Source organism: Prevotella sp. ne3005 (assembly GCF_900110085.1).
Taxonomy (GTDB): domain Bacteria; phylum Bacteroidota; class Bacteroidia; order Bacteroidales; family Bacteroidaceae; genus Prevotella.
This window is the reverse complement of record NZ_FOCK01000005.1, coordinates 142,475-164,871: the sequence shown is the minus strand read 5'-3', so window position 1 is coordinate 164,871 and position 22,397 is coordinate 142,475. Positions and strand designations below refer to the sequence as shown.

At 48.1% G+C, this 22,397-nt stretch carries 21 protein-coding genes; 20 read left to right on the top strand and 1 reads right to left on the bottom strand.

The genetic code is table 11. The features are described 5' to 3' along the window. Positions 1–235 precede the first annotated feature (235 nt). The 14 genes from BMY16_RS08855 (at position 236) to BMY16_RS08790 (ending at position 12,749) form a co-directional block, all read left to right on the top strand. Positions 236–781 carry an HU family DNA-binding protein gene (locus BMY16_RS08855; RefSeq protein WP_139207179.1) on the top strand — a complete coding sequence of 182 codons (546 nt, stop codon included), beginning with the start codon at positions 236–238 and terminating at the stop codon, positions 779–781. A gap of 75 nt (positions 782–856) precedes the next feature. Then, on the top strand, positions 857–958 hold the full coding sequence (locus BMY16_RS15500; protein ID WP_170836059.1) for a smalltalk protein: 102 nt from the start codon (positions 857–859) through the stop codon (positions 956–958). Positions 959–1,149: 191 nt separating this feature from the next. Then, positions 1,150–1,449 (top strand): type II toxin-antitoxin system HigB family toxin, encoded by a 300-nt coding sequence (locus BMY16_RS08850; RefSeq protein ID WP_091841749.1) that lies wholly within the window; start codon positions 1,150–1,152, stop codon positions 1,447–1,449. Positions 1,450–1,467: 18 nt separating this feature from the next. Then, a complete protein-coding gene (locus BMY16_RS08845) occupies positions 1,468–1,830 on the top strand; it encodes a helix-turn-helix domain-containing protein (RefSeq protein ID WP_091841747.1) in 363 nt (120 codons plus the stop codon). Between the two features lie 829 nt (positions 1,831–2,659). Beyond that, positions 2,660–2,977 carry a 50S ribosomal protein L21 gene (gene rplU / locus BMY16_RS08835; RefSeq protein WP_091841744.1) on the top strand — a complete coding sequence of 106 codons (318 nt, stop codon included), beginning with the start codon at positions 2,660–2,662 and terminating at the stop codon, positions 2,975–2,977. 20 nt (positions 2,978–2,997) lie between these two features. Then, on the top strand, positions 2,998–3,261 hold the full coding sequence (gene rpmA / locus BMY16_RS08830; RefSeq protein ID WP_091841742.1) for a 50S ribosomal protein L27: 264 nt from the start codon (positions 2,998–3,000) through the stop codon (positions 3,259–3,261). Positions 3,262–3,588: 327 nt separating this feature from the next. Then, positions 3,589–4,908, top strand: a complete 1,320-nt coding sequence (serS, locus tag BMY16_RS08825; protein ID WP_091841741.1) for a serine--tRNA ligase — start codon at positions 3,589–3,591, stop codon at positions 4,906–4,908. A gap of 27 nt (positions 4,909–4,935) precedes the next feature. Continuing rightward, a complete protein-coding gene (locus BMY16_RS08820) occupies positions 4,936–5,295 on the top strand; it encodes a four helix bundle protein (RefSeq protein WP_091841739.1) in 360 nt (119 codons plus the stop codon). A 36-nt stretch (positions 5,296–5,331) separates the two neighbouring features. After that, positions 5,332–7,695 (top strand): bifunctional dihydroorotate dehydrogenase B NAD binding subunit/NADPH-dependent glutamate synthase, encoded by a 2,364-nt coding sequence (locus tag BMY16_RS08815; RefSeq protein ID WP_091841738.1) that lies wholly within the window; start codon positions 5,332–5,334, stop codon positions 7,693–7,695. Between the two features lie 26 nt (positions 7,696–7,721). After that, complete coding sequence (locus BMY16_RS08810) at positions 7,722–8,522, top strand: PP-loop family protein (protein ID WP_170836058.1); 801 nt, start codon at positions 7,722–7,724, stop codon at positions 8,520–8,522. A 25-nt stretch (positions 8,523–8,547) separates the two neighbouring features. Continuing rightward, positions 8,548–9,423 (top strand): nucleoside phosphorylase, encoded by an 876-nt coding sequence (locus BMY16_RS08805; protein WP_091841736.1) that lies wholly within the window; start codon positions 8,548–8,550, stop codon positions 9,421–9,423. Beyond that, positions 9,424–10,782: a tRNA uridine-5-carboxymethylaminomethyl(34) synthesis GTPase MnmE gene (gene mnmE / locus BMY16_RS08800; protein ID WP_091841734.1), complete on the top strand. Its 1,359-nt coding sequence runs from the start codon at positions 9,424–9,426 to the stop codon at positions 10,780–10,782. A gap of 276 nt (positions 10,783–11,058) precedes the next feature. Continuing rightward, positions 11,059–11,664, top strand: coding sequence for a hypothetical protein (locus tag BMY16_RS08795; protein WP_028912869.1), 606 nt, complete (start codon positions 11,059–11,061; stop codon positions 11,662–11,664). After that, positions 11,652–12,749 (top strand): tyrosine-type recombinase/integrase, encoded by a 1,098-nt coding sequence (locus tag BMY16_RS08790; RefSeq protein ID WP_028912868.1) that lies wholly within the window; start codon positions 11,652–11,654, stop codon positions 12,747–12,749. The genes BMY16_RS08795 and BMY16_RS08790 overlap by 13 nt, the downstream gene beginning before the upstream one ends. A 177-nt stretch (positions 12,750–12,926) precedes the next feature. On the opposite strand, the gene BMY16_RS08785 is transcribed toward BMY16_RS08790, so the two are convergent. Continuing rightward, positions 12,927–13,340 (bottom strand): helix-turn-helix domain-containing protein, encoded by a 414-nt coding sequence (locus BMY16_RS08785; RefSeq protein ID WP_051523538.1) that lies wholly within the window; start codon positions 13,338–13,340, stop codon positions 12,927–12,929. A 511-nt stretch (positions 13,341–13,851) separates the two neighbouring features. Here BMY16_RS08785 and BMY16_RS08780 point away from each other — a divergent pair. The 6 genes from BMY16_RS08780 to BMY16_RS08755 all read left to right on the top strand — a co-directional run bounded on the left by BMY16_RS08780 (position 13,852) and on the right by BMY16_RS08755 (position 22,396). Beyond that, positions 13,852–17,010, top strand: a complete 3,159-nt coding sequence (locus BMY16_RS08780) for an efflux RND transporter permease subunit (RefSeq protein ID WP_081772794.1) — start codon at positions 13,852–13,854, stop codon at positions 17,008–17,010. Then, positions 16,994–18,208, top strand: a complete 1,215-nt coding sequence (locus tag BMY16_RS08775; protein WP_081772793.1) for a TolC family protein — start codon at positions 16,994–16,996, stop codon at positions 18,206–18,208. The genes BMY16_RS08780 and BMY16_RS08775 overlap by 17 nt, the downstream gene beginning before the upstream one ends. Before the next feature lie 18 nt (positions 18,209–18,226). Continuing rightward, positions 18,227–19,372 (top strand): efflux RND transporter periplasmic adaptor subunit, encoded by a 1,146-nt coding sequence (locus BMY16_RS08770; RefSeq protein ID WP_081772792.1) that lies wholly within the window; start codon positions 18,227–18,229, stop codon positions 19,370–19,372. Positions 19,373–19,430: 58 nt separating this feature from the next. Further along, entirely contained in the window at positions 19,431–20,378 is a 948-nt protein-coding gene (locus tag BMY16_RS15845) for a GNAT family N-acetyltransferase (RefSeq protein ID WP_231488156.1), read from the top strand. A gap of 1,026 nt (positions 20,379–21,404) precedes the next feature. After that, entirely contained in the window at positions 21,405–21,785 is a 381-nt protein-coding gene (locus tag BMY16_RS08760) for an MmcQ/YjbR family DNA-binding protein (RefSeq protein WP_091841733.1), read from the top strand. A 32-nt stretch (positions 21,786–21,817) separates the two neighbouring features. Further along, positions 21,818–22,396 (top strand): DapH/DapD/GlmU-related protein, encoded by a 579-nt coding sequence (locus BMY16_RS08755; RefSeq protein WP_091841731.1) that lies wholly within the window; start codon positions 21,818–21,820, stop codon positions 22,394–22,396. The last annotated feature ends 1 nt before the right edge of the window (position 22,397 follow it).

Here is a 22,397-nt window from a genome sequence, read left to right as displayed (position 1 = left end):
CGAGTGCAAAGATACTAAAAATCGGTGAGATTACCAAGAGAAAAGTACAAAATATTTGGTATAAGTTCATTTAAGTTCATATAAGTTCATATAAGTATTTTCAAGAGGACTAATTGCTTGCAAAGTTGCAAAATATTTCGTAATTTTGTATCGTGATTGAGGAACGGTACCGCCGAGGTCGCAAGAGAGAACAAACAAACTATTTACAAACTTAAAAAAGAAAGGAACAAACAAAATGGCAAGTGAAGTAATTGCATTTCCGGTGAATCTCCGGAAGAACAAGAATCAGTACAACGCCGGTTACGGCCAGTACTATCCCGAGGCTGACACCAAGGAGCCTCTGAACCTGAAGGGCTTCGCCCGTCACCTCGCTGAGCATGGAAAGCTGGTGGACTACCCCATGGCAGTGCTCGTGTTGCAGAACATCGTCAGCTGTCTGAAGGAGATGGTGACGCAGGGCCAGCCCGTGAAGCTCGACGGCTTCGGTACCTTCAGCCCCAGCATCGAGAGCGACGGCAAGAAGGCGCAGGACACGGTGGAGAAGTCGCTGGCAGTTGGAGTAGACAACCTGATTGCGGGTGTACACCTGCGCTTTACCCCCGAGAACTCGAAGGGCGAGAAGCTCACCAGTCGCGCACTGAAGGACGAGTGTACCTTTAAGGCCGCCTACGTGATCGAGTCGAAGAAGAAGACCATCGATGGCAAGGAGCGCACCTATCAGGAGAAAATTCCCATCGGCTCGTTTGCGGTTGCCACCGCATCGTCCGGATCAGGCGAATGAGTGAGGGGGCACTAGCCCCCACTCGCTCCGCTCGACAAACAAAGTAGAACCTAAAAGACGGAAAGGAGGTATTTTATGACGAAGAGAGAAACTCTGAAGTGGACGCTGCAGATTATAGCGTCGGTGATCACGGCCGTACTCACAGCACTGGGAGCAACCTCGTGCATGGGAATGTAGACGAAAAAGCCCTTGGAGAAATCTCCTGGGGCTTTTGTTATGTTATGAAAAACACCACCAAAGGATGCCTTAGCGGTGGGAGGTGTGAAACCTCCCAAGAGATAGCAAGGGTAGATAAATTATTTGAAAAACAAAAATAATCCCGTAAAAACTTGCGAATTTCAAAATTATTATTTACCTTTGCCCCCGAAATGAGAATAGTATCACATAGACGGTTAGTGGAGTTCTACAGCTCTGAAGGGCATGGAGACTCTCAGGCAGCTCTCGAACGCTGGTATGACATAGCCGAAAAGGCAGAGTGGAAGAATCTGTCGGATATCAAGGTTGATTTCCCTGCTACTGACTACGTTGGCAACCAGCATTACGTATTTAACATCAAGGGGAATAAATATCGCTTGATAGTAGTGGTTAAGTTCACAATTGGGCATGTATTCATCCGATTTGTTGGAACCCACAGCGAATATGACAAGATAGATGCAGCATCAATATAAAATTAAGGAGGAAAGATTATGAGTAAGATTACAAAGGAGAAATACGAGTTTGCATTGGCACGAATTGAAGAACTGCTGCCATTGGTAGATGACAACACACCTGCAAACGATCGCAATGCCATCGAGCTGACAATGATGTCGGACGTGGTGATAGAGTATGAAAAAGAGCACTACCCTATCGCCAAGCCAACTGTTGCTCAACTCATTCAATTGTCGCTTGATGAAAAGAACATGAGCCAGAAGCAACTGGCAGAAGAGATTGGAGTAAGTCAGTCGCGAATTAGTGATTACATCTCCGGACGTGCAGAGCCTACGCTTAAAATCGCCCGTATGCTATGCGCAACGCTTGGTATAACCCCAGCCGCGATGCTAGGCTGCTAAGCCCAAAGACTACGAATCCTTATAAGACAAAAAGACCTCGCTAATATCATCCATTAGCGAGGCCTTTCATTTTATCTTTGTCAATCCTCAGTCACTCAGGAATATATAAAAAAGGCACCCACATGGATGCCTTTATTTTTGCCCCTCAATGCGTGAAGGAGGTTTACGCTAAAAGCGTGATGCTATGCGGGCGGGGACTTCGCACTACTCATATGCATCATCCTATCACGACTTACTTTCTGGGTGCAAAGATACGATTTATTTTAATATCTTCCAAAGATTTTGGCGGAAATCTTCTTTTTTATTCACTTTAGGACAAAAAAGTGGTTATTCGCGCTCTTTGTCGCCGACTTGGCGGAGGAAGGTGCGGAGGCGGCGATGATCTCTCTTTTAGACGATCTGTTAAATGTGCTCGATAATGGGGGAATTTCAATCGATTGCGCACAATTTTATGTTAACGTTTTATAATTTTCATCCTTGTGTGGGAACACAATGGCTATTCGTCAAAAAAATCGGGCAAAATGTTTGTTAGGTTCCAAAAAAATGTTTACCTTTGCACTCGTTATCCTGAAAACAATCTTTTTACCTTAGAAAACTAATACCTATTGAAGATATGGAGCGATCGCTTGCGAAAGTCATCGCTTTATTTTTTGTCTTTACCCCAAGTGTTAAACTTTCCTAAAAGTAATCATAAAGATTAATGCTTAATGCTTAAAGCTCAACTAAAAGTTGTACCTTTGCACCCCGTTAGAGTCCGTTGGGGCAGAGTGAAGTGTGTACGAACGTATGCCGCCTCGCGGAAAAAACCCTATAATTACAATAATAAATAATGTACGCAATTGTAGAAATTCAGGGTCAGCAGTTCAAGGCCGAGCAGGGCAAGAAGCTCTTCGTGCACCACATCAAGGATGCCGAGGCTGGTAAGACTGTTGAATTTGACAAGGTGCTGCTCGTAGATGCTGACGGTGCAGTGAAGGTAGGTGCTCCGACCGTAGAGGGAGCAAAGGTAGTGTGTGAAGTAGTGAACCCGCTGGTGAAGGGTGACAAGGTCATCGTCTTCAAGATGAAGCGTCGCAAGGACTCTCGTAAGCGTAACGGTCATCGTGAGCAGTTCACTGAAGTAGAAATCAAGTCAGTAATCGCTTAAAACGTAGGAGGAACAACATTATGGCACATAAAAAAGGTGTAGGTAGTTCTAAGAACGGCCGTGAGTCAGCAGCTCAGCGACTTGGCATCAAGATCTTCGGTGGTCAGCAGTGCGTGGCTGGTAACATTATCGTTCGTCAGCGCGGCACGAAGCACAACCCTGGCAACAACGTAGCAATCGGTAAGGACGACACGCTGTATGCGCTCGTTGACGGTACTGTCAACTTCCACAAGGGCAAGCGCGATAAGAGCGTCGTTTCAGTAATCCCCAACGCTGAAGCCTAAGGTCATTGAGCTTTGAGCTTTAAGCTTTGAGCATGATGATCACCAAACATTAAAAAGAAACTTATTCCAAACAAACAACAGGGTCCCGCACTCCGCAAGGAGTAGCGGGATTTCTTTTTGAGCTTTGAGCTTTAAGCTTTGAGCTTTGAGCTTTAAGCTTTGAGCTTTAAGCATTAAAGCTTAAAGAAAAAAAACATTGTAATCATAAAGCTTAATGCTTAATGCTTAAATCTTAAAGAAAAAATCCTTATTCATTTGGTTTTTCTCTCATTTATTCGTAACTTTGCACGCTAGAAAGCGAATTAAACAAATAAATACGTATTTAACATGTTAACACTCAAACTTATTAATGAGGAAACCGAGCGCGTGATCCGTGGTCTGGAGAAGAAACATTTCCCCAACGCCAAGGAGGCTATCGATGGTGTGCTCGCAGTAGACAAGAAGCGCCGTGAGGCCCAGCAGGAGTTAGACAAGAGCCTGAACGAGCAGAAGCAGTTGTCGGGACAGATTGGCCGACTGATGAAGGAAGGCAAGAAAGACGAGGCCGAGCAGGTGAAGGCTCAGGTGGCTGCACTCAAGGAGAAGTCGAAGCAGCTCGACGAGACGATGGCTCAGGCTCAGGAGGAGATGACCACCCTGCTCTGTCAGATTCCTAATATCCCCTACGACGAGGTGCCTGAGGGCAAGGCCGCTGAGGATAACCATGTGGTGAAGTCGAACCTGAAGGAGTGTACGGACGCTGATACCGTAGGCAACTGGGATGTGAACCCCTCGCTGGGTATCGCCAATCCCCTGCCCCACTGGGAGCTCGCCAAGAAGTATAACCTGATTGACTTCGACCTCGGCGTGAAGATCACAGGTGCAGGATTCCCAGTGTATATCGGCAAGGGTGCCCGTCTGCAGCGTGCGCTGATCAATTTCTTCCTCGACGAGGCCCGCAAGGCTGGCTATACGGAGATCATGCCGCCTACGGTGGTGAACCAGGCTTCAGGTTACGGTACGGGTCAGCTGCCCGATAAGGAGGGTCAGATGTACCACTGCGAGGTGGACGATTTCTACCTGATTCCTACGGCCGAGGTGCCTGTGACGAATATCTATCGTGACGTGATCCTCGACGAGAAGGATCTGCCCATCAAGAATTGTGCTTACACACAGTGTTTCCGTCGTGAGGCAGGCTCGTATGGTAAGGATGTGCGCGGACTGAACCGTCTGCACGAGTTCTCGAAGATTGAGATTGTGCGCATCGACAAGCCCGAGCATTCGAAGGAGAGCCATAAGGAGATGCTGGCGCACGTGGAGGGACTGTTGAAGAAGCTCGAACTGCCGTATCGTATTCTCTTGTTGTGCGGTGGTGACCAGAGTTTCACTTCTGCCATCTGCTATGACTTCGAGGTGTACTCAGAGGCACAGGGTCGTTGGCTGGAGGTTTCGTCGGTTTCGAATTTCGACACGTATCAGGCCAACCGTCTGAAGTGCCGTTTCCGTCCTGAGGGAAGCAAGAAGCCCGAGCTCTGTCACACGCTGAACGGTTCGGCTCTGGCTCTGCCGCGCATCGTGGCCGCGTTGCTGGAGAACAATCAGACGGAGAACGGCATCAAGGTGCCCGCCGCCCTCGTACCCTACATGGGCTGCGACGTGATTGATTGAAAATTGAAGATTGAAAATTGAATATTCATGCGTGAAGATAATACGATACAAGTAATCAGCAAGGCTTTTGCACTTCGTATCATCAAACTCTACACATATCTGAAGGATGTAAAGCAAGAGTATGTAATGTCGAAGCAATTGTTAAGAAGCGGTACAAGTATCGGAGCAAACGCACGTGAGAGTATCAATGCTCAAAGCGCAATGGACTTTATAAACAAGCTAAGTATAGCTCTTAAAGAAGCAAATGAAACTCAGTACTGGCTTGAACTCTTATATGAATCTGGTTTTATCAGTGAAACAGAATATAATTCTATCTATGCTGATTGCACTCGGATTGTCGCTACATTAGTGAAAATAATAAAAACGAAGAAAGAATCGTTGAATTAATTTTCAATATTCAATCTTCAATATTCAATAATTAAAATGAACAAGATCGTAAGAAAAGAGCAGTTCTCGGAAAAGGTGTTCCTTTTCGAGATTGAGGCGCCACTGATTGCCAAGAGCCGCAAAGCCGGTAACTTCGTCATTGTGCGCGTAGGAAAGAAAGGTGAGCGCATGCCACTGACCATTGCCGCCGCCGACATCGAGAAAGGTACCATCACACTGGTGGTCCAGATGGTGGGACTCTCTTCGAAGAAGCTCTGCGCCCTCAACGTAGGCGACTATGTGACCGACGTGGTTGGTCCGCTGGGTAATCCGACGAAGATTGAGAAATACGGCACAGTGGTTTGTGCCGGTGGTGGACTCGGTGTAGCCCCGATGCTGCCGATTATCCAGGCTCTGAAGGCTGCCGGCAACCGCGTGCTCTCAGTGATGGCTGGTCGTTCGAAGGATCTGATTATCCTGGAGGATAAGGTGCGCGAGAGTTCTGACGAGGTGATCATCATGACCGATGACGGTAGCTACGGCGAGAAAGGCGTGGTGACCGTTGGTATCGAGAAGTTCATTGAGCAGGAGCCGCATGTCGACAAGGTGTTTGCCATCGGTCCTCCAATCATGATGAAGTTCTCTAACCTCACCGCCCAGAAGCATAACATCCCCTGCGAGGTCAGCCTGAACACCATCATGGTGGATGGTACGGGTATGTGTGGTGCCTGCCGACTGACGATTGGCGGTAAGACGAAGTTCGTCTGCATCGATGGTCCTGAGTTTGACGGCGCCCTCGTGGATTGGGACGAGATGTTCAAGCGTATGGGAACCTTCAAGCGCGAGGAGCAGGAGGAGCTGGCCCACTACGAGGAGCATCTGGATTCGATTGAAGATGGAAAATTGAAGATGGAAAGTTCGAAGACCACTGACGTGGTGATGGACAGCGATCCTACGAACGATACCATCGAGGTGCTGACGGACAGAAACGCTGCTTGGCGCGATGAGCTCAGAAAGAGCATGAAGCCGAAGGAGCGCACGCAGATTGAGCGCGTGATCATGCCCGAGCTCGACCCCGTCTATCGTGCCACTACTCGTACGGAGGAGGTGAATATCGGTCTGACCAAGGAGATGGCTATGACAGAGGCCAAGCGTTGTCTCGACTGCGCCAAGCCCAGCTGTGTAGAGGGCTGTCCAGTGAACATCAATATCCCGTCGTTCATCAAGAATATCGAGCGCGGTCAGTTCCTGGCTGCGGCTAAGGTGCTGAAGAACACCTCTGCCCTACCCGCCGTCTGCGGTCGTGTATGTCCGCAGGAGAAGCAGTGCGAGAGCAAGTGTATCCACCTGAAGATGAACGAGCCCGCTGTGGCCATCGGTTATCTGGAGCGTTTCGCAGCAGACTTCGAGCGCGAGAGCGGCAATATCTCTCTGCCTGAGATTGCACCAGCCAACGGCATTAAGATCGCCGTAGTGGGTTCTGGTCCTGCTGGTCTGAGCTTTGCTGGCGATATGGTGAAGAAGGGTTACGATGTGTATGTGTTTGAGGCGCTGCACGAGATCGGTGGTGTGCTGAAGTATGGTATCCCCGAGTTCCGTCTGCCGAATAAGATCGTGGATGTGGAGATTGAGAATCTTGCTAAGATGGGTGTTCATTTCCAGACCGACGTGATTGTGGGTAAGACCATCAGCGTGGAGCAGCTGGAGGCTCAGGGCTTCAAGGGTATCTTCGTTGGCTCGGGTGCTGGTCTGCCTAACTTCATGAATATCCCCGGTGAGAACTCAATCAACATCATGTCAAGTAACGAGTATCTGACCCGTGTGAACCTGATGGATGCTGCCAACCCGAAGACCGATACCCCGCTGAATCCTGCCAAGAGCGTGCTCGTGGTGGGTGGTGGTAACACCGCTATGGACTCTTGCCGTACGGCTAAGCGTCTGGGTGCTGAGGTAACACTCGTCTACCGTCGTTCTGAGGTAGAGATGCCCGCCCGTCTGGAGGAGGTGAAGCACGCTAAGGAGGAGGGTATCAACTTCCTGACGCTTCATAATCCTATCGAGTATATCGCCGACGAGCAGGGTGCCGTAAAGCAGGCCGTGCTGCAGGTGATGGAGCTGGGCGAGCCCGATGCATCAGGTCGTCGCAGTCCTGTGCCCGTAGAGGGTAAGACAGTGACGCTCGATGTGGATCAGGTGATCGTAGCCGTTGGTGTATCTCCCAACCCGCTCGTACCGAAGTCTATTCAGGGTCTCGAGCTCGGACGCAAGAACACGATTGCCGTCAACGACGACATGCAGTCTTCGCGCGCTGAGATCTTCGCCGGAGGTGATATCGTGCGTGGTGGTGCTACCGTGATCCTCGCCATGGGCGATGGTCGTCGTGCAGCATTGAACATGGATAAGCACCTGAGGGGGCTTTGAGCTTTGAGCATTAAGCTTTAAGCTTTATGATTTCCTCAGTATCGGATATGGAGAGCCGTCGCCTGGAGAAGCGTTTGAAAGAGCGGTTCGTCAAGGCGATGGCTACTTATCATCTGATAGAAGATGATGACAAGATACTCGTGGGACTCTCTGGAGGCAAGGACTCACTACTGCTGACGGAACTGCTGGCGAAGCGCGCCAAGATCCAGCACCCGCGATTCAGCGTCGAAGCGATCCATGTGCGGATGGAGAATATCCATTACGAGACGGACACCAGTTATCTGCAGCAGTTCTGCGACGATCTAGGCGTTCCCCTCCACATCAGAACGACGAGGTTTGAAACTATTGAAAATGGAAAATTGAAAATTGAAAGCAACGAGCGTACAGCTGAGCAATCTTCAATAAAAAGAAAACAAAAGCAGCCCTGTTTCCTCTGTTCGTGGAATCGGCGCAAACAGCTCTTCAACCTCGCACAGGAACTCGGCTGTAACAAGATTGCCCTCGGGCATCATCAGGACGACCTCATCCATACGGCACTGATGAACCTCACCTATCAGGCTCACTTCGCCACGATGCCCGCCCGTCTGAAGATGCGCAAGATGCCGCTCACCATCATCCGCCCGCTTTGCCTCATTCCTGAGAGCGACATCAAGACGTGGGCCGAGATGCAAGGGTATCAGAAACAGCAGAAACTCTGTCCCTACGAGACCAACTCGCATCGCACGGACATCAAACAACTCTACGACGCCCTGGAGCAGATGAACCCGGAGGTGCGCTATAACATCTGGGGAGCGCTCGAGGCCGACAACAAACTCATTGAAGAATAAACAAACCCATAAAATCAACAAGTCTATGAGCAAAAGAACATTTCCTGCATCAGAACTGATCATCAATGCCGACGGTTCTTGTTTCCACCTTCATCTGAAGCCAGAGCAGTTGGCCGACAAGGTAATCCTGGTGGGTGATCCAGCCCGCGTTGACACCGTTGCCGCACACTTCGACTCGAAAGAGTGTGAGGTCAGCAGTCGTGAGTTCCATACCATCACTGGTATGTATAAAGGCAAGCGCATCACGGTTCAGAGTCATGGTATCGGATGCGATAATATCGACATCGTGGTGAACGAACTCGACACCCTCGCCAACATCGACTATACGACGCGTGAAGAGAAAGACGAGCATCGCACGTTGACGATGGTACGCATCGGAACCTGTGGCGGACTGCAGCCTTTCACCCCGACGGGCAGCTTCATCGCCAGCGTAAAGAGTATCGGCTTCGATGGTCTGCTGAACTACTATGCTGGTCGTAATGTGGTGTGCGATATCGATATGGAGAAGGCTTTTACAGAGCACATGCAGTGGGATCCCATCAAGGGCGCACCTTATGTGGCTTTGGCAGATGAAGAGCTCATCAACAAGATAGCTCAGGACGATATGGTGCGAGGTTACACCATCTCGTGTGGCGGATTCTATGGTCCTCAGGGGCGCGTGCTTCGTGCAGACATCGCCGACCCCAAGCAGAACGAGAAGATTGAGGCTTTCGAATACGACGGTATGAAGATCTGTAACTTCGAGATGGAGTCGTCGGCCGTAGCTGGTCTCGCCTCACTGTTAGGCCATCGCGCTATGACCTGTTGTATGGTGATTGCCAACCGCTACACCACCGAGATGAACACAGAGTATAAGAACTCCATCGACACACTGATCGAGAAAGTGCTTGATAGAATATAAATGACAATCTGTGCTTTAGCAACTGCTCCAGGTGGAGCACTCGGAATTATTAGAATCTCAGGTCCTCAGGCACTTGAGATTCTTTCACGTGTCTTCACCAAGAATCTGACGGAAGCCGATGGCTACACCATTCACTACGGCCACATTAAAGATGGTGAGGTGGTAGTAGACGAAGTGCTGGTGAGCGTATTCCGCGCGCCCCACTCTTATACGGGTGAAGAAAGCGCTGAGATTTCTTGTCACGGCTCGCGCTATATACTGAATAAGGTGCTGGCGTTGCTAATTGAAAACGGATGTCGGCAGGCTGGACCTGGGGAGTTTACCCAGCGCGCCTACCTCAACGGCAAGATGGACCTCTCGCAAGCCGAAGCTGTAGCCGATCTGATTGCTTCTTCCAACAAAGCTACCCATCAGATGGCCATGAGTCAGCTGCGCGGACATTTCTCTTCACAGCTGGCTATGTTGCGCGAACAACTCCTGAAACTGACCTCGTTGCTGGAGTTGGAACTGGACTTTTCAGACCATGAAGACCTCGAGTTTGCAGATCGTAGCGAGCTTTTGGAGCTTACCAAAACAATTGACAATCATATCACTCGACTAGCTCGCAGTTTTGAGACAGGTCAAGCATTGAAGCAAGGCATCCCTGTAGCAATAGTTGGCAAGACCAACGTGGGTAAATCCACCCTATTGAATGCCCTTCTGAAAGACGATCGCGCCATCGTTTCCGACATTCACGGAACCACACGCGACACCATTGAAGACACCATCGACATCAACGGCGTCACCTTCCGTTTCATCGATACGGCAGGCATCCGTCAAACCTCCGACGAGGTGGAGCAGATAGGTATTGAACGTACCTACGCCGCCATCGAAAAAGCACGCATCGTCCTCTGGCTCATCGATACGAATCCCACCGCAGAAGATATTCAAGAAATGCAAGAGCGTTGTAGCAATAAGTCATTGATTATCATTATCAATAAGATAGACAAGCAAACAGATATTTCCATTAAAGATCTATCCACTCGTCTCTCCACACTCCGCCTTCATCTCTTATCCATCAGCGCCAAGTTCGGCACAAACCTGAGTGATCTGGAATCGGCTATCTATCAAGCCGCCGACATACCCTCCATTCAGGAGAACGACATCATCGTATCCAATGCTCGTCACTACGATGCTCTTACCCGCGCCCACGACCATATTCAGCGCGTTATCGATGGTCTGCAGATACAACTGAGTGGAGATCTTCTTTCCGAAGACCTCCGCCAAGCCTTAGACACCCTCGCCGAAATCACCGGCGGTCAAATCACCCCCAACGAAGTCCTAGGAAATATCTTTACCCACTTTTGCGTGGGTAAATAGATTGTAACTTATTGATTACTAGATGGTTATAACGGTTTGTTAGAGTATTTTAACAAATACAATAACTATCTAATTATCAGCTATTTGCAAAAATCTGCAAATAAAAATTATCACATTCTGCGGTAGAAAGTACGAAAAATGGGGGTAAAAATCTGCAAATATCCGATACTCATTTTGAGGGTAGTTGTCACCTAATATTTGCAGATTTTTGTAGATGTTTGCATTGCACCGATTTCATTATATTATCATGCCTGCACTAAAGCAGGTTTTGATAATATGATATACAACAACAAGAAACACTTCTACGATCCATACGATAGTTTGGACGCAGAATGGAAAGCAAGAATCTCTCATGAGATGCTTTCTGTAAGAGAAGCGGCTAATCTCTCTGGATTCAGTCGCCAGTACATTAACAAACTCATTGCAAACGGCATCATTGATGCAAAAAAGAACAACGATGGGAACTATGTGATAGCATGGATAAAGATCATCAGATGGTTCTCGGCTCTTCCAACCACACCAACCTCCCCTATCGGTTATGCCAGTTACTCTTTGAAAGAGCTGATGCGCTACACGGGCATGAGCAGATGCTGGTTACTTAAGTTTGCGACACGTAATTCTATTCCTTCATACTATGTTGGTATGTATCGTCGTTTCTGCAAGTCAGCCTGTGAAGAAGCATGGAAACGTGAATCTATAGCACTGAAGCGTTGGCTTATCATTGAAGAAGCCTGCGCACTCTTCGATATTGATGAGGAAGTCATCTTTGCTCTTGCCGCCCTACATAAGATAAGAGTGAAAAGACTGAATAAAAGCCAGGTTTATAATAAGGCAGATATACTGTCCGTCGTGAAGAAAGGAGGTAAATTATGTCACGAGTGATTCTAAAGTACAGAAATATTTCACAGGGTAAAATGAAATCCATCTACCTGGAGTTTAATCCTGCTATTCATGACATCAAGGGCAATAGCATAAGATACGAATGCTTGAATTTGGAAATATACACCAATCCGGAGAATAGCTATCAGTTCAAGCACAACAGATCCGTAGAGGAGATTGCAGAAACAATTAGATGTGAAAGGTATCTGCAGCTGGTTCGTCACGACTACAGTTTCTTGGCTAAGGCCAGGCTTGACGAGGACTTTTTAGAGTATTTCAGATTGAATGGTGATTGTCATGGTGCAAAATATCAAAGCAGCCGACTTCATTTTGAGAGATTTTGTAAGGGACAATGCAAGTTTAGGGACATCAATGCGAGCCTATGCGAACGGTTCCGTCTTTACCTGCTTCGTACCAAGGGGCTGCAGCACACCAAGAAAAAGCTATCCAAGAACTCTGCAAGTGCATATTTCAATGCATTCCTTAGCATTGTCCATTTTGCCTATAGGGACAATATTCTTTCTGAAGACTACACCACATGCATAGAAAAGATAAAATGGAACCATGACATTCCAAAGGAATATCTTTCTAGTGCGGAAATCAAGCAGTTAGCAAGTACACCATATGCTGATAATCCAGATGTGTACAGGGCTGGCATGTTTTCCATCTATACTGGATTAAGAAGGAGTGACATCCTTGCTCTCAGATGGGAAAATATACATCATGACCGTGGAAGAAAAGCGTATATCAGGTTCCGTATCAAGAAAACGGGCACTTTGATTCAATTGCCCTTGTCTCTTCCAGCCATCAGAGTGTTAGGTGAATCGAAATCAGAAGGAAAGATATTCCCCATGATTACAGAAAGCATTCTTGTAACTCATGTTGATCGATGGATTAGCAAGGCAAAAATCCGCAAGCACATCACCTTCCACTGTTTCCGGCACACATTCGCCATGCAGCTGTTGGACAAAGGTGTTGACATTTACACCATTGCTGCTCTTCTCGGGCATCGGCAGGTGTCAAGCACACAGAACTACGCCAAGATGACTTCGAAGAAAATGATTGAAGCAATCGTGAAAATGGAATAGTACAATTCAGAACAATATAAATTCGGCGGTAATTTTAGTTTACTGCCGATTATATAGTTCATATATAAAGAACTACTCGAACGTTGGTTGAAGACTCTGACGGTACTCGCTGGGTGACTGACCAAGATGCTTTGTGCAGTAGCGGCTGAAGTAAGAAAGAGTAGTGAAATTCATAAGTTATGCTATCTGGGTGAGGGACAGGCGCTCATCATTCAGATATTCTTTTAATATAGGTACGGTGTGTCGGTCGATGTATGAGGTGACACTGTGTCCTGTCACGCGCTTGATGGTGGCCGAGAGATACTTTGGCGATACGTTTAGTCGCTCTGCGTAGTAGCTCACATCGCGCTCTGTGCGGCTGATGCCGGTGGAGAGAAGTGCCATGAGCTGCTTGACGATGTAGGCTGTCCGGTCAGTATGCGAGTCTGTGGATTCTCGTTGGGCATGGGCATCGAAGATGTCGTACATCATCGTAAGGCAGAGGCTGCCCATCAGGTTGCTGTCGAGGAATAATCGAAAGATGCTGAAAACGGACAAATTGAGTGCAACTCTTTGTGAGAACAGGGGTTGCACCCAATCTTTTTGAATCATTATTTCAAAAGAAATCGACGGTATGAGAAGTTTGCAACTGAGTTGCAAGTGAAATGTCGTATCTTTGCAGCGCAAATTGATATTATATCATAATTAAATGTGATGAAACCGTTATTGCTGCTGTTGTCCATATCTGTTTTATTGCTGTCTGTCATACCATGTAATTGGGATGACATGACAGAGCATTTGGATGCAGTACAGTGCCATCAGATGCATAGAAATGACGGCTCTCATCATGATCACACTTCATGTCCAGAAGGGCATTGCTGTTGCTCGCCTTTCTCCAGTTGTTGCGGATGCGCAAACGTCGTCAAGGCGAAAAAAGTGACGGAAATGTGCTTGAAGCCCTTATCTTGCCACAAGGTCTTCACTCCTTATTCCAATGGATATGTGCATACGGTTTATGCATCTATCTGGCAACCGCCTCAATAGTATCAATTCCATCTTTTAGTGTATTATTGACCTGCGGTCAATATAGTTTACTTTATAGAATTGATACTAAATATAAGTTATGTTTCAACGTATCATCAAGTTCTCTATTGAGAACAAATTGGTGGTCGGGGTATTTACCTGTGCATTGGTGGCGTGGGGCCTATGGTCCTTGCTTCATCTGCCTTTCGATGCCACACCCGACATCACCAACAATCAGGTGCAGATTATCGTGACGTCTCAATCTACTGGTGCTGAGGAGATGGAGCGTAACGTCACTACACCTATCGAAATGGCATTAGCCAATATTCCAGAAGTAAAAGAGCGGAGGAGCATCAGCCGTAGCGGAATGGCGGTTATCACGATGGTCTTCAACGACGCAACTGACAACTATTGGGCGCGTGAACTGATAGACCAGCAGTTGGGGGGCGTCAAGGAAAAACTGCCTGATGACGTGGATGTGGAACTGGCACCCATCTCTACCGGTTTGGGTGAAATATACCATTATACCATCCGTGCCGAGAAGGGGTATGAGGATAAATACTCGCTCACCGACCTGCGTACCATTCAAGATTGGATTGTGAGAAAACAGTTGTCGGGTACGCCAGGTATTGCCGAGGTCAGTGGCTGGGGCGGTTATGTGAAGCAATATGAGGTGGATATAAACCTGGAGCGCCTCAATGCCATGGGCGTGACGATTGCCGAACTCTATACTGCCCTGAACGAGAACAATGAAAATACTGGCGGCGGTTACATAGAGCGTCTTTCCAATCAGTATTATATTCGAGGCCTCGGATTGGTGAAGACGTTGGATGACATTGAGAAAATCGTGGTGAAGACCCAGGGCGGTGTGCCCGTTCTGGTGGGTGATGTGGCGAAGGTGCACTTCGGACATGCAACACGCTACGGTGCCGTGACCCGTAATGGTGAAGGCGAGGTAGTGGCTGGTATCACGCTGATGTTGAGGGGCGAGAATTTTCAGGAAGTCATCAAAAATGTGAAGTCACGCATTGCCGATATTCAGAAGAGTCTTCCCAAGGGTGTTGTCATTGAGCCATTTATTGACCGCACCTTGTTGGTAGACCGTGTTACTAACACCATTGCACGCAATCTGATGGAGGGTGGACTCATTGTCATCTTCATTCTCATCTTTTTCTTGGGAAACTATAGAGCCGGACTTGTTGTGGCTTCGGTCATCCCGTTGTCGATGCTGTTTGCCTTCGGTATGATGCGCGTGTTTGATGTCAGCGGCAACCTGATGAGTCTTGGTGCCATCGACTTTGGTATGATTGTTGACGGTGCCATCATCATCGTAGAAGCCGTGGTGGCGAGGATAGCTTCCCAGGATGACACACAAATCCGTAATTTCGACAATCTGGTGTATGAATCGTCGAGTAGGATACGTAAGTCGGCTGCCTTCGGAGAGATGATCATCATGATTGTCTATTTGCCGATGATGACCTTGGTGGGTATCGAGGGAAAGATGTTCCGTCCCATGGCTATGACCATTTTCTTTGCCATCCTCGGCGCCTTTATTCTCTCGCTTACATATGTCCCGATGATGTCGGCTGTATTCTTGAAGCGGAAAACCACCAACAAGGTCATGCTGCGTTTGGAGCACGCCACGACGTCACTCAGTGCGCGTATGATGGCCCGGCTGCAATCATGGTATCTGCCTCTGGTGGATAAATGCATAAATCACGGCAGGGGTGTCATTGTCGGTATGATGGCACTCTTTGGGGCCTCGCTGTTCCTGATGAGTCGGCTTGGAGCTGAATTTGTACCCACGCTCGAAGAAGGAGATTTCGCTGTAGAATTGAGTATGGCGCAGGGCACGTCGCTCACCCAAATGGTGGAGACCTGTACAAAGGCGGAACAGATTCTGAAACAGGAGTTCCCCGAAATCAAACAGGTGGTGACGCGCATCGGTTCTGCAGAAATACCCACCGACCCGATGCCCGTGGAACGCGCCGACATGCTTGTCGCCCTGAAACCAAAAGCAGAGTGGACTTCTGCCGAGACGAAAAATGATTTGCAGGAAAAAATGGAAGAAGCCCTTGGTGTGATTCCAGGTCTTGATGTGGAGATGTCGCAGCCTATCCAGATGCGTAATAACGAGTTGATTACTGGTATTCGTCAGGATGTCGCGGTGAAAATCTACGGTGGTGATACGGAGGTGTTAGCGGACCTGGCCGACAGGGTGGAGCGCCTTATCAAGGATGTTGAAGGCGTGGGTAGCCTGTTTGTGGAAAAGGTAAATGGACTGCCGCAACTGCAAGTGGAATACAACCGTCAGATGTTGGCCAAGTATGGTATTTCTATCCGTCAGGCCAACGATGTGCTGCAGTCGGCTTTCGCAGGAAAAATAGCAGGGAGCGTGACGGAGGAGAATCGTCAGTTTGACATTGTGCTCCGCATCCACAATGACGGACGTGATGCCCTTTCCAATTTTGAGGAACTATTCGTACCCTCACCGTCTGGCATTTCCGTTCCCATGCGCCAGTTGGCCACCATCAGTTATAAGGAGGCTCCGGCGCAAATCTCTCACGAGGATGGGGAGCGCAGTATCTTTGTAGGATTCAACGTGAAGGGGCGGGATGTCAGTTCCACGGTCATGGATATCCAGCAGATTCTTGACGACCGTCTGGAGATGCCTGCCGGATACCACTATGCCTTCGGGGGTGAGTTCGAGAATCTGCAGAGCGCCACAGACCGGTTGATGGTTGCCATTCCCGTGGCTCTCGTGTTGATTCTGCTATTGCTTTATGCCACTTTGAAGAGTGTGCGTGAGACGCTATACGTTGCATCGGCTATTCCGCTTTCAGCCATTGGCGGTATCGTTGCCTTGTGGCTTCGCGGCATGCCAATGAGTATCTCGGCAGGAATCGGCTTTATTGCCTTGTTCGGTGTTGCCGTACTCAATGGTATAGTACTCGTGGGACAGTTCAATGCCTTGCAACATCATGGTGTCACAGATGTCCGTCAGCGCATACTCGAAGGATGCGAACACCGTCTGCGCCCAGTTGTCATAACGGCATTGGTAGCTTCTTTTGGTTTCCTGCCCATGGCCCTCTCCACCAGTGATGGAGCCGAAGTACAGCGTCCGTTGGCCACCGTCGTTATTGGCGGTCTGCTCACAGCCACGGTTCTTACGCTCTTCGTGATTCCTACCATTTACAAGACTTTTACGAAAAAAACGGAAGCAAATTCACATCAAACAGAAAATGAAAAGAATATATAGTACCTTATTAATATTGATCTGTTGCCTGTCGTCAGTGGATGCACAGTCGCTGGCGAAGTGCATCGAGATTGCCCGTGCCAACAACATGGGCGTGAAGGTGGCCGACCTGCAAGTGCAGCGGGCAAAACGAATGGAAGGCTCCTATTTCGAGCTGGATCGGACGGAGTTGTTGCTGTCGCAGGACCCGACATCGGGCGGCAGTCCCGACAATGCACTGACGCTCTCGCAGAAGATTGATTTCCCGACCGTTTACGGCAAGCGGCGGAAACTGCTGAAAGCCGAAACTTTGGTTGAAGAAAGCCGGCATCAACTTACGGAAAGTGAACTTACGAGGGATGTTTCCGTGGCTTATAGTCAGCTGCTCTTTTGGCAGCATGTCGAAGCGCTGCTTTGCGGAAACGACTCCGTGCTGGGTGAGTTTGTCAGGACGGCAGACATCCGATATAAAAACGGTGAGACCAACCGCCTGGAACTGATGAACGCCCAGCAGATGAAGGCAGAGAATGGTATCAGACTGCGTGAGGCTCAGGATGAGAAAACGGCTGCCGCCATACAGTTGCAGCAGTTGATGAACACCTCGGAAACAGTTGTTGCCACAGACGGTTATCTGTGTGTGCAGCCTGTGGACGATGCCTGGTCGTTTGCCGCTACCCCGCAGGGACAACTATTGGAGAGTGAGCAGATGCGCAGTGAAAGTGAACTGAACTACATCCGCCAGGGAATGATGCCATCATTCAACGTTGGAATCCGTCATCAGTTGGTCATTTCAGGTATCAACCCCTACAACGTGGACAGGTCGCGCTTCGACAAGGGTAACTGGATGGGCTTTGAAGTCGGGGTGGCCTTCCCGCTTTTCTACGGCTCCCAGAAGGCTCGTAAATCTGCTGCAAAACTGGATGTGGATATCGCACGCACAAGAAAGGAACAGGCAGAGCGCAAGAGCGGTTCCGAACTGCTGATTGCCAAGAATGCCTTGGAGAGTGCCAGACGCTCATACGACTATTATCAGAGCGATGGCTTTCCTGCCGCCAAGGAGATGCGTCGCCTGTCGCGTATCGAATATGGAGCCGGAGAGATTACCTACGTGGAACACGTGCAAAACCTGTCGGCGGCACTTGCCGTTGAGATGGATAATGCCAAGGCCATCGATGCGTTGAATCAAGCCATCATCAAACTGAATTTTATCAAAGGAAAGTAATTATTAACGATTAAGAAGATGAAGATAATAATATATTCTATGATCGCCCTGTCGCTGCTGACCGTTTCTTGCAAGAACGAAGTGAAGCAGGCAGAGGAAGAAAAAGAGTCGCATGAAGAGAATGTCGTTGAATTGACCGAACAGCAATTGAATACCATCGGTGTCAAGTTCGGGCATGTAGAGCAACGCCAACTTTCGGGCACCATCAATGCCACGGGAACTTTGAGACTTTCTCCGCAAGACCGTGCGGATGTCACCTCTTTGGTTGCTGGCATCACCAAGCGCATCCTGGTGAAAGAAGGACAGGCTGTAAGGCAGGGACAGACGCTGGCCTTAGTGGAGAACACCGAGATTGTGGCTCTACAGAAAGACTATCTCGTTGCTTCCCGGCAATTATCGCTGGCACGGCAGGCCTTGCAGCGTCAGCAGGATATTCATGAACAAGGGGCTGGTGTGGGTAAAAACCTGCAACAGGCCAAGGCCGAATTTGACATGGCCAGCGTCACCGAGCAAGGCTTGCGCCTTCAGTTGGAACAACTGGGTATCAGCAGTCGTCAGGTGGCGCAAGGGCATTTCTCGAATGCTGCTCCCGTACGTTCACCCATCTCGGGCGTGGTGGGCGAGATATTGGTAAGTATGGGAAGTTATCTCGACAGCGAGACCGTGCTGATGAAGGTCTATGACAACAAAGCCCTCCATGCCGACCTCCATGTCTTTGAAAGCGACATCGCCAGCATCCACATCGGCCAGAAGGTCACCATGCAACTCTCCGACCAGTCCTCAACACTCCTCACGGGCACTGTCTCGTTCGTTACCGCAGCCTTGGACAATGAGTCGAAGTCGGCTTCTGTTCATGTCAAACTCGACAGCGCGGAAGGGGCAAAACTCTTGCCCAATATGTTCGTTTCGGCAGTCATCCACTGTGACGAACAGACCTGCGATGCCGTGCCCGATGAAGCCATTGTGATGAGTGCCAATCGCAAGTTCGTATTTGTCAGTCTTGGTTCCAACCGTTTCCGGAAACAGGAAGTCGTCACGGGATTCAGCCAGCAAGGCTACACGCAAATCACATTCACCGACAGCGTGTCTCCTTCCTCCGAAATTGTCATAGCCAAGGCCTTTTATCTGGAGTCTATGTTGGCCGACCACGGTGAGGAGGAATAAGTAAATACCATTGTTATGGTATTGCACAAATGCTAAGAAAGGTGTACTTTTGCAATTGATGATACGAATTGTCACATACGAGCCGCAATACAAGCAGGACTTTATCCAACTGAACAAGCAGTGGATAGAGACCTGGTTCAGACTGGAGCAGTCTGATCTTGACACATTTGCACATATCGATGACAACATCATCGGACATGGTGGGCAGATATTTCTGGCTATAGACGAAAGCAGACAGGTTGTGGGTTGCTGTGCGCTGAAACCGCATCCTGAATCTGACTGTCACGAGCTGGCAAAGATGGCAGTCTCTCCAGATGCACAGGGAAAAGGCATCGGTCGCCAACTGGGCGAGGCATTATTAGACTATGCCCGCAGTCATGATGTAAAACGAATCTTTCTCGAAGGCAACACCCGCTTGGAAGCCTCCATTGCTCTTTATCGCAAATTGGGATTCAAGGAGATACTGCTGAAGAATAATGCCTACGAACGTTGTGATATACTGATGGAACTGTGTCTGGAGAATAAAACAGCGACCATCAGACCGATAGAACAGGAAGATCAGAAGCCGCTTGCCCGTGTGATACGTTCTGTGTTCGAGGAATATGGAGCACCATTGGTGAACACCGTCTATGATGATTCCCGCACATGGCATATATGGAAATCCTTGCAGGATGTGAATGCCGGATATTGGGTCATCAACGAAGATAGTGAGGTGATGGGGGGCTGTGGTTTCTATCCAACAGAAGGCTTGCCTGAAGGATATGTAGAACTGGTAAAATTCTATCTTTCCCCGAAAGTTCGTGGGAAGGGGTATGGCTCAAAACTTTTCTCACTGGTCATCAATGAAGCACGGAAAGCAGGCTATACACATCTCTACATTGAGTCTTTCCCGGAGTTTGCCGATGCAGTGAAGATGTATGCCCGTCATGGTTTTGTGAAACTGCCTTCTCGCCTTGGTCATTCAGGCCATACGGCAACTACAATTCACATGGTATTATCTCTATGACAAACTTCGAAACATTATCAAAACTTTTGATAATGTTGCTTGATTTGCCATAATCTCGATGTTTTTAATTTCCTTACTGTAGATTTCTCAACTTTCGGGAGTGATTAGAAATTATGTTGCTTCACAAGGTGTTGTGACCATCAGCACAAGGTTATGGCTCCAAATACAACCCAGATAGTGTGGAGAATTTGAGCCATACCACGGATCACATTGGGTAGATGAAGGAACAACAGTTACCTTTGCAACCTAATTTCATCTACTCCAGAAAGTAGAAACATACATTTTTCTTTTCACGCGCATACGCGCACGATGTCAACATTGTGGAAAGTTTTTTCTGCCGTCCAAAAGAAAAAGAGAAAGTATAAAATGGATTGAACTTGGCACGGTTTAGTTTATTTGCATTTAATATATCCATAACCTAAACTAAACTTTTTTCCGCCAAATAATATAATAAACGGACTCTGATTGACAGAATGAAGAGTGCCGAAGGACAAAAAGGGACAGATAACTACTCAATAGTGTCCCCCGAGGGACAGATTTCGTAAAATGCTACAAAGGGACAAAAATAGTGTCAACACTTTTTAACAAGCCAATTTTGAGTTATAAAATACGCCCATTTTTCGTCTGATTATAAATATATACAAAGAACTGCAAAGATAAATGTACCTAAAGGGACAGAAATTGGAAGTCGCTCTTCACTCGCTTCTCAGCGAATACAAAAATGTGCAAGAATCCGTGTTAACGAATGTGAATATACAAAGAACTGGAAAAACGTCTTTGCAGATGTTTGTATATTTTATTTTTGACGGCAGCTTCATTTGCAGATTTTTGTATATTTTCCGTCCCTCCTCCGTCCCTCGGCATAGTATCTGTCCCCTGCAATTGGAGGCATATACACTGATTATCAACGACTTATATTTGCAGATTTTACATTCTGCGTCGGAAAGTAGATTCTGCGTGGGGAAATAAGAGAATAGCATGACATCTCTTTGAGATTGGTGCCGGAGAAGTAAATTTTGAATGGTTATGAACATTGAGCAAGTCAGAGAGTACACGTTGTCACTCCTAGGAGTGACCGAAGACCAAGCGTTTGGTGATGATATTCTTAACTTCCGCTTGGAGGGAAAGATTTTCGTCTGCCTGTGGCTAGGCGGTGGCAGGTATGATATGAAGGAAGGAGTTTCAAGAATTGCCTTGAAACTATCTCCAGACAGGAATATCGAACTCAGAGAGCAATTCTCAGCCGTGAGACCCGCTTATCATTGGAACAAGAAGCACTGGAGCGATGTCTATTACGAAGAAATGGACGAAGCAATAGTAAAGGGATTGATTAAAGAGTCATACCAACTCATTGCATCGAAACTTCCAAAGGCTATTCGCTCAAAGTATTTGTCTGAATGTGATTGATTCACAAATTTACAAAAGAATAATAAAGAGCAATGACAATACAAGAATTTCGAGATTACATGGCATCAGGCAAACCCGTCATTGGCGGTGGTGATGTCCACATGATGTTTCATCAGCTGTCGCAGGAGGCACTGAAGATTACAGCCGAGATTAACGGAAAGTACCATACTCCAGAGCAGTTGCACGATTTACTGGAGCAGTTGTGGGGGCGTGAGGTGCCTAAATCAGTAGGCATGTTCCCGCCGTTTCATACCGATTGCGGCAAGAACACCATCGTTGGTGAACGGGTCTTCATCAACATGGGCTGTAAGTTCCAAGACCAAGGTGGTATCACCATCGACGAGGGCGCACTCATAGGTCACAATGTCGTGCTGGCCACCATCAACCACGACCTAAATCCAGCCAACCGCCAGAGTATGAGCTATGCACCAATTCACATCGGCAAAAACGTATGGATTGGAGCCAATGCCACCGTTCTTGCTGGAGTAACCATCGGCGATGGAGCCGTAGTAGCTGCTGGTGCAGTAGTGACAAAGGATGTAGAACCGAATACTATTGTTGGTGGCGTTCCAGCCAAGGTAATAAAAAAGATAGAGACAAAAGACAGATAAA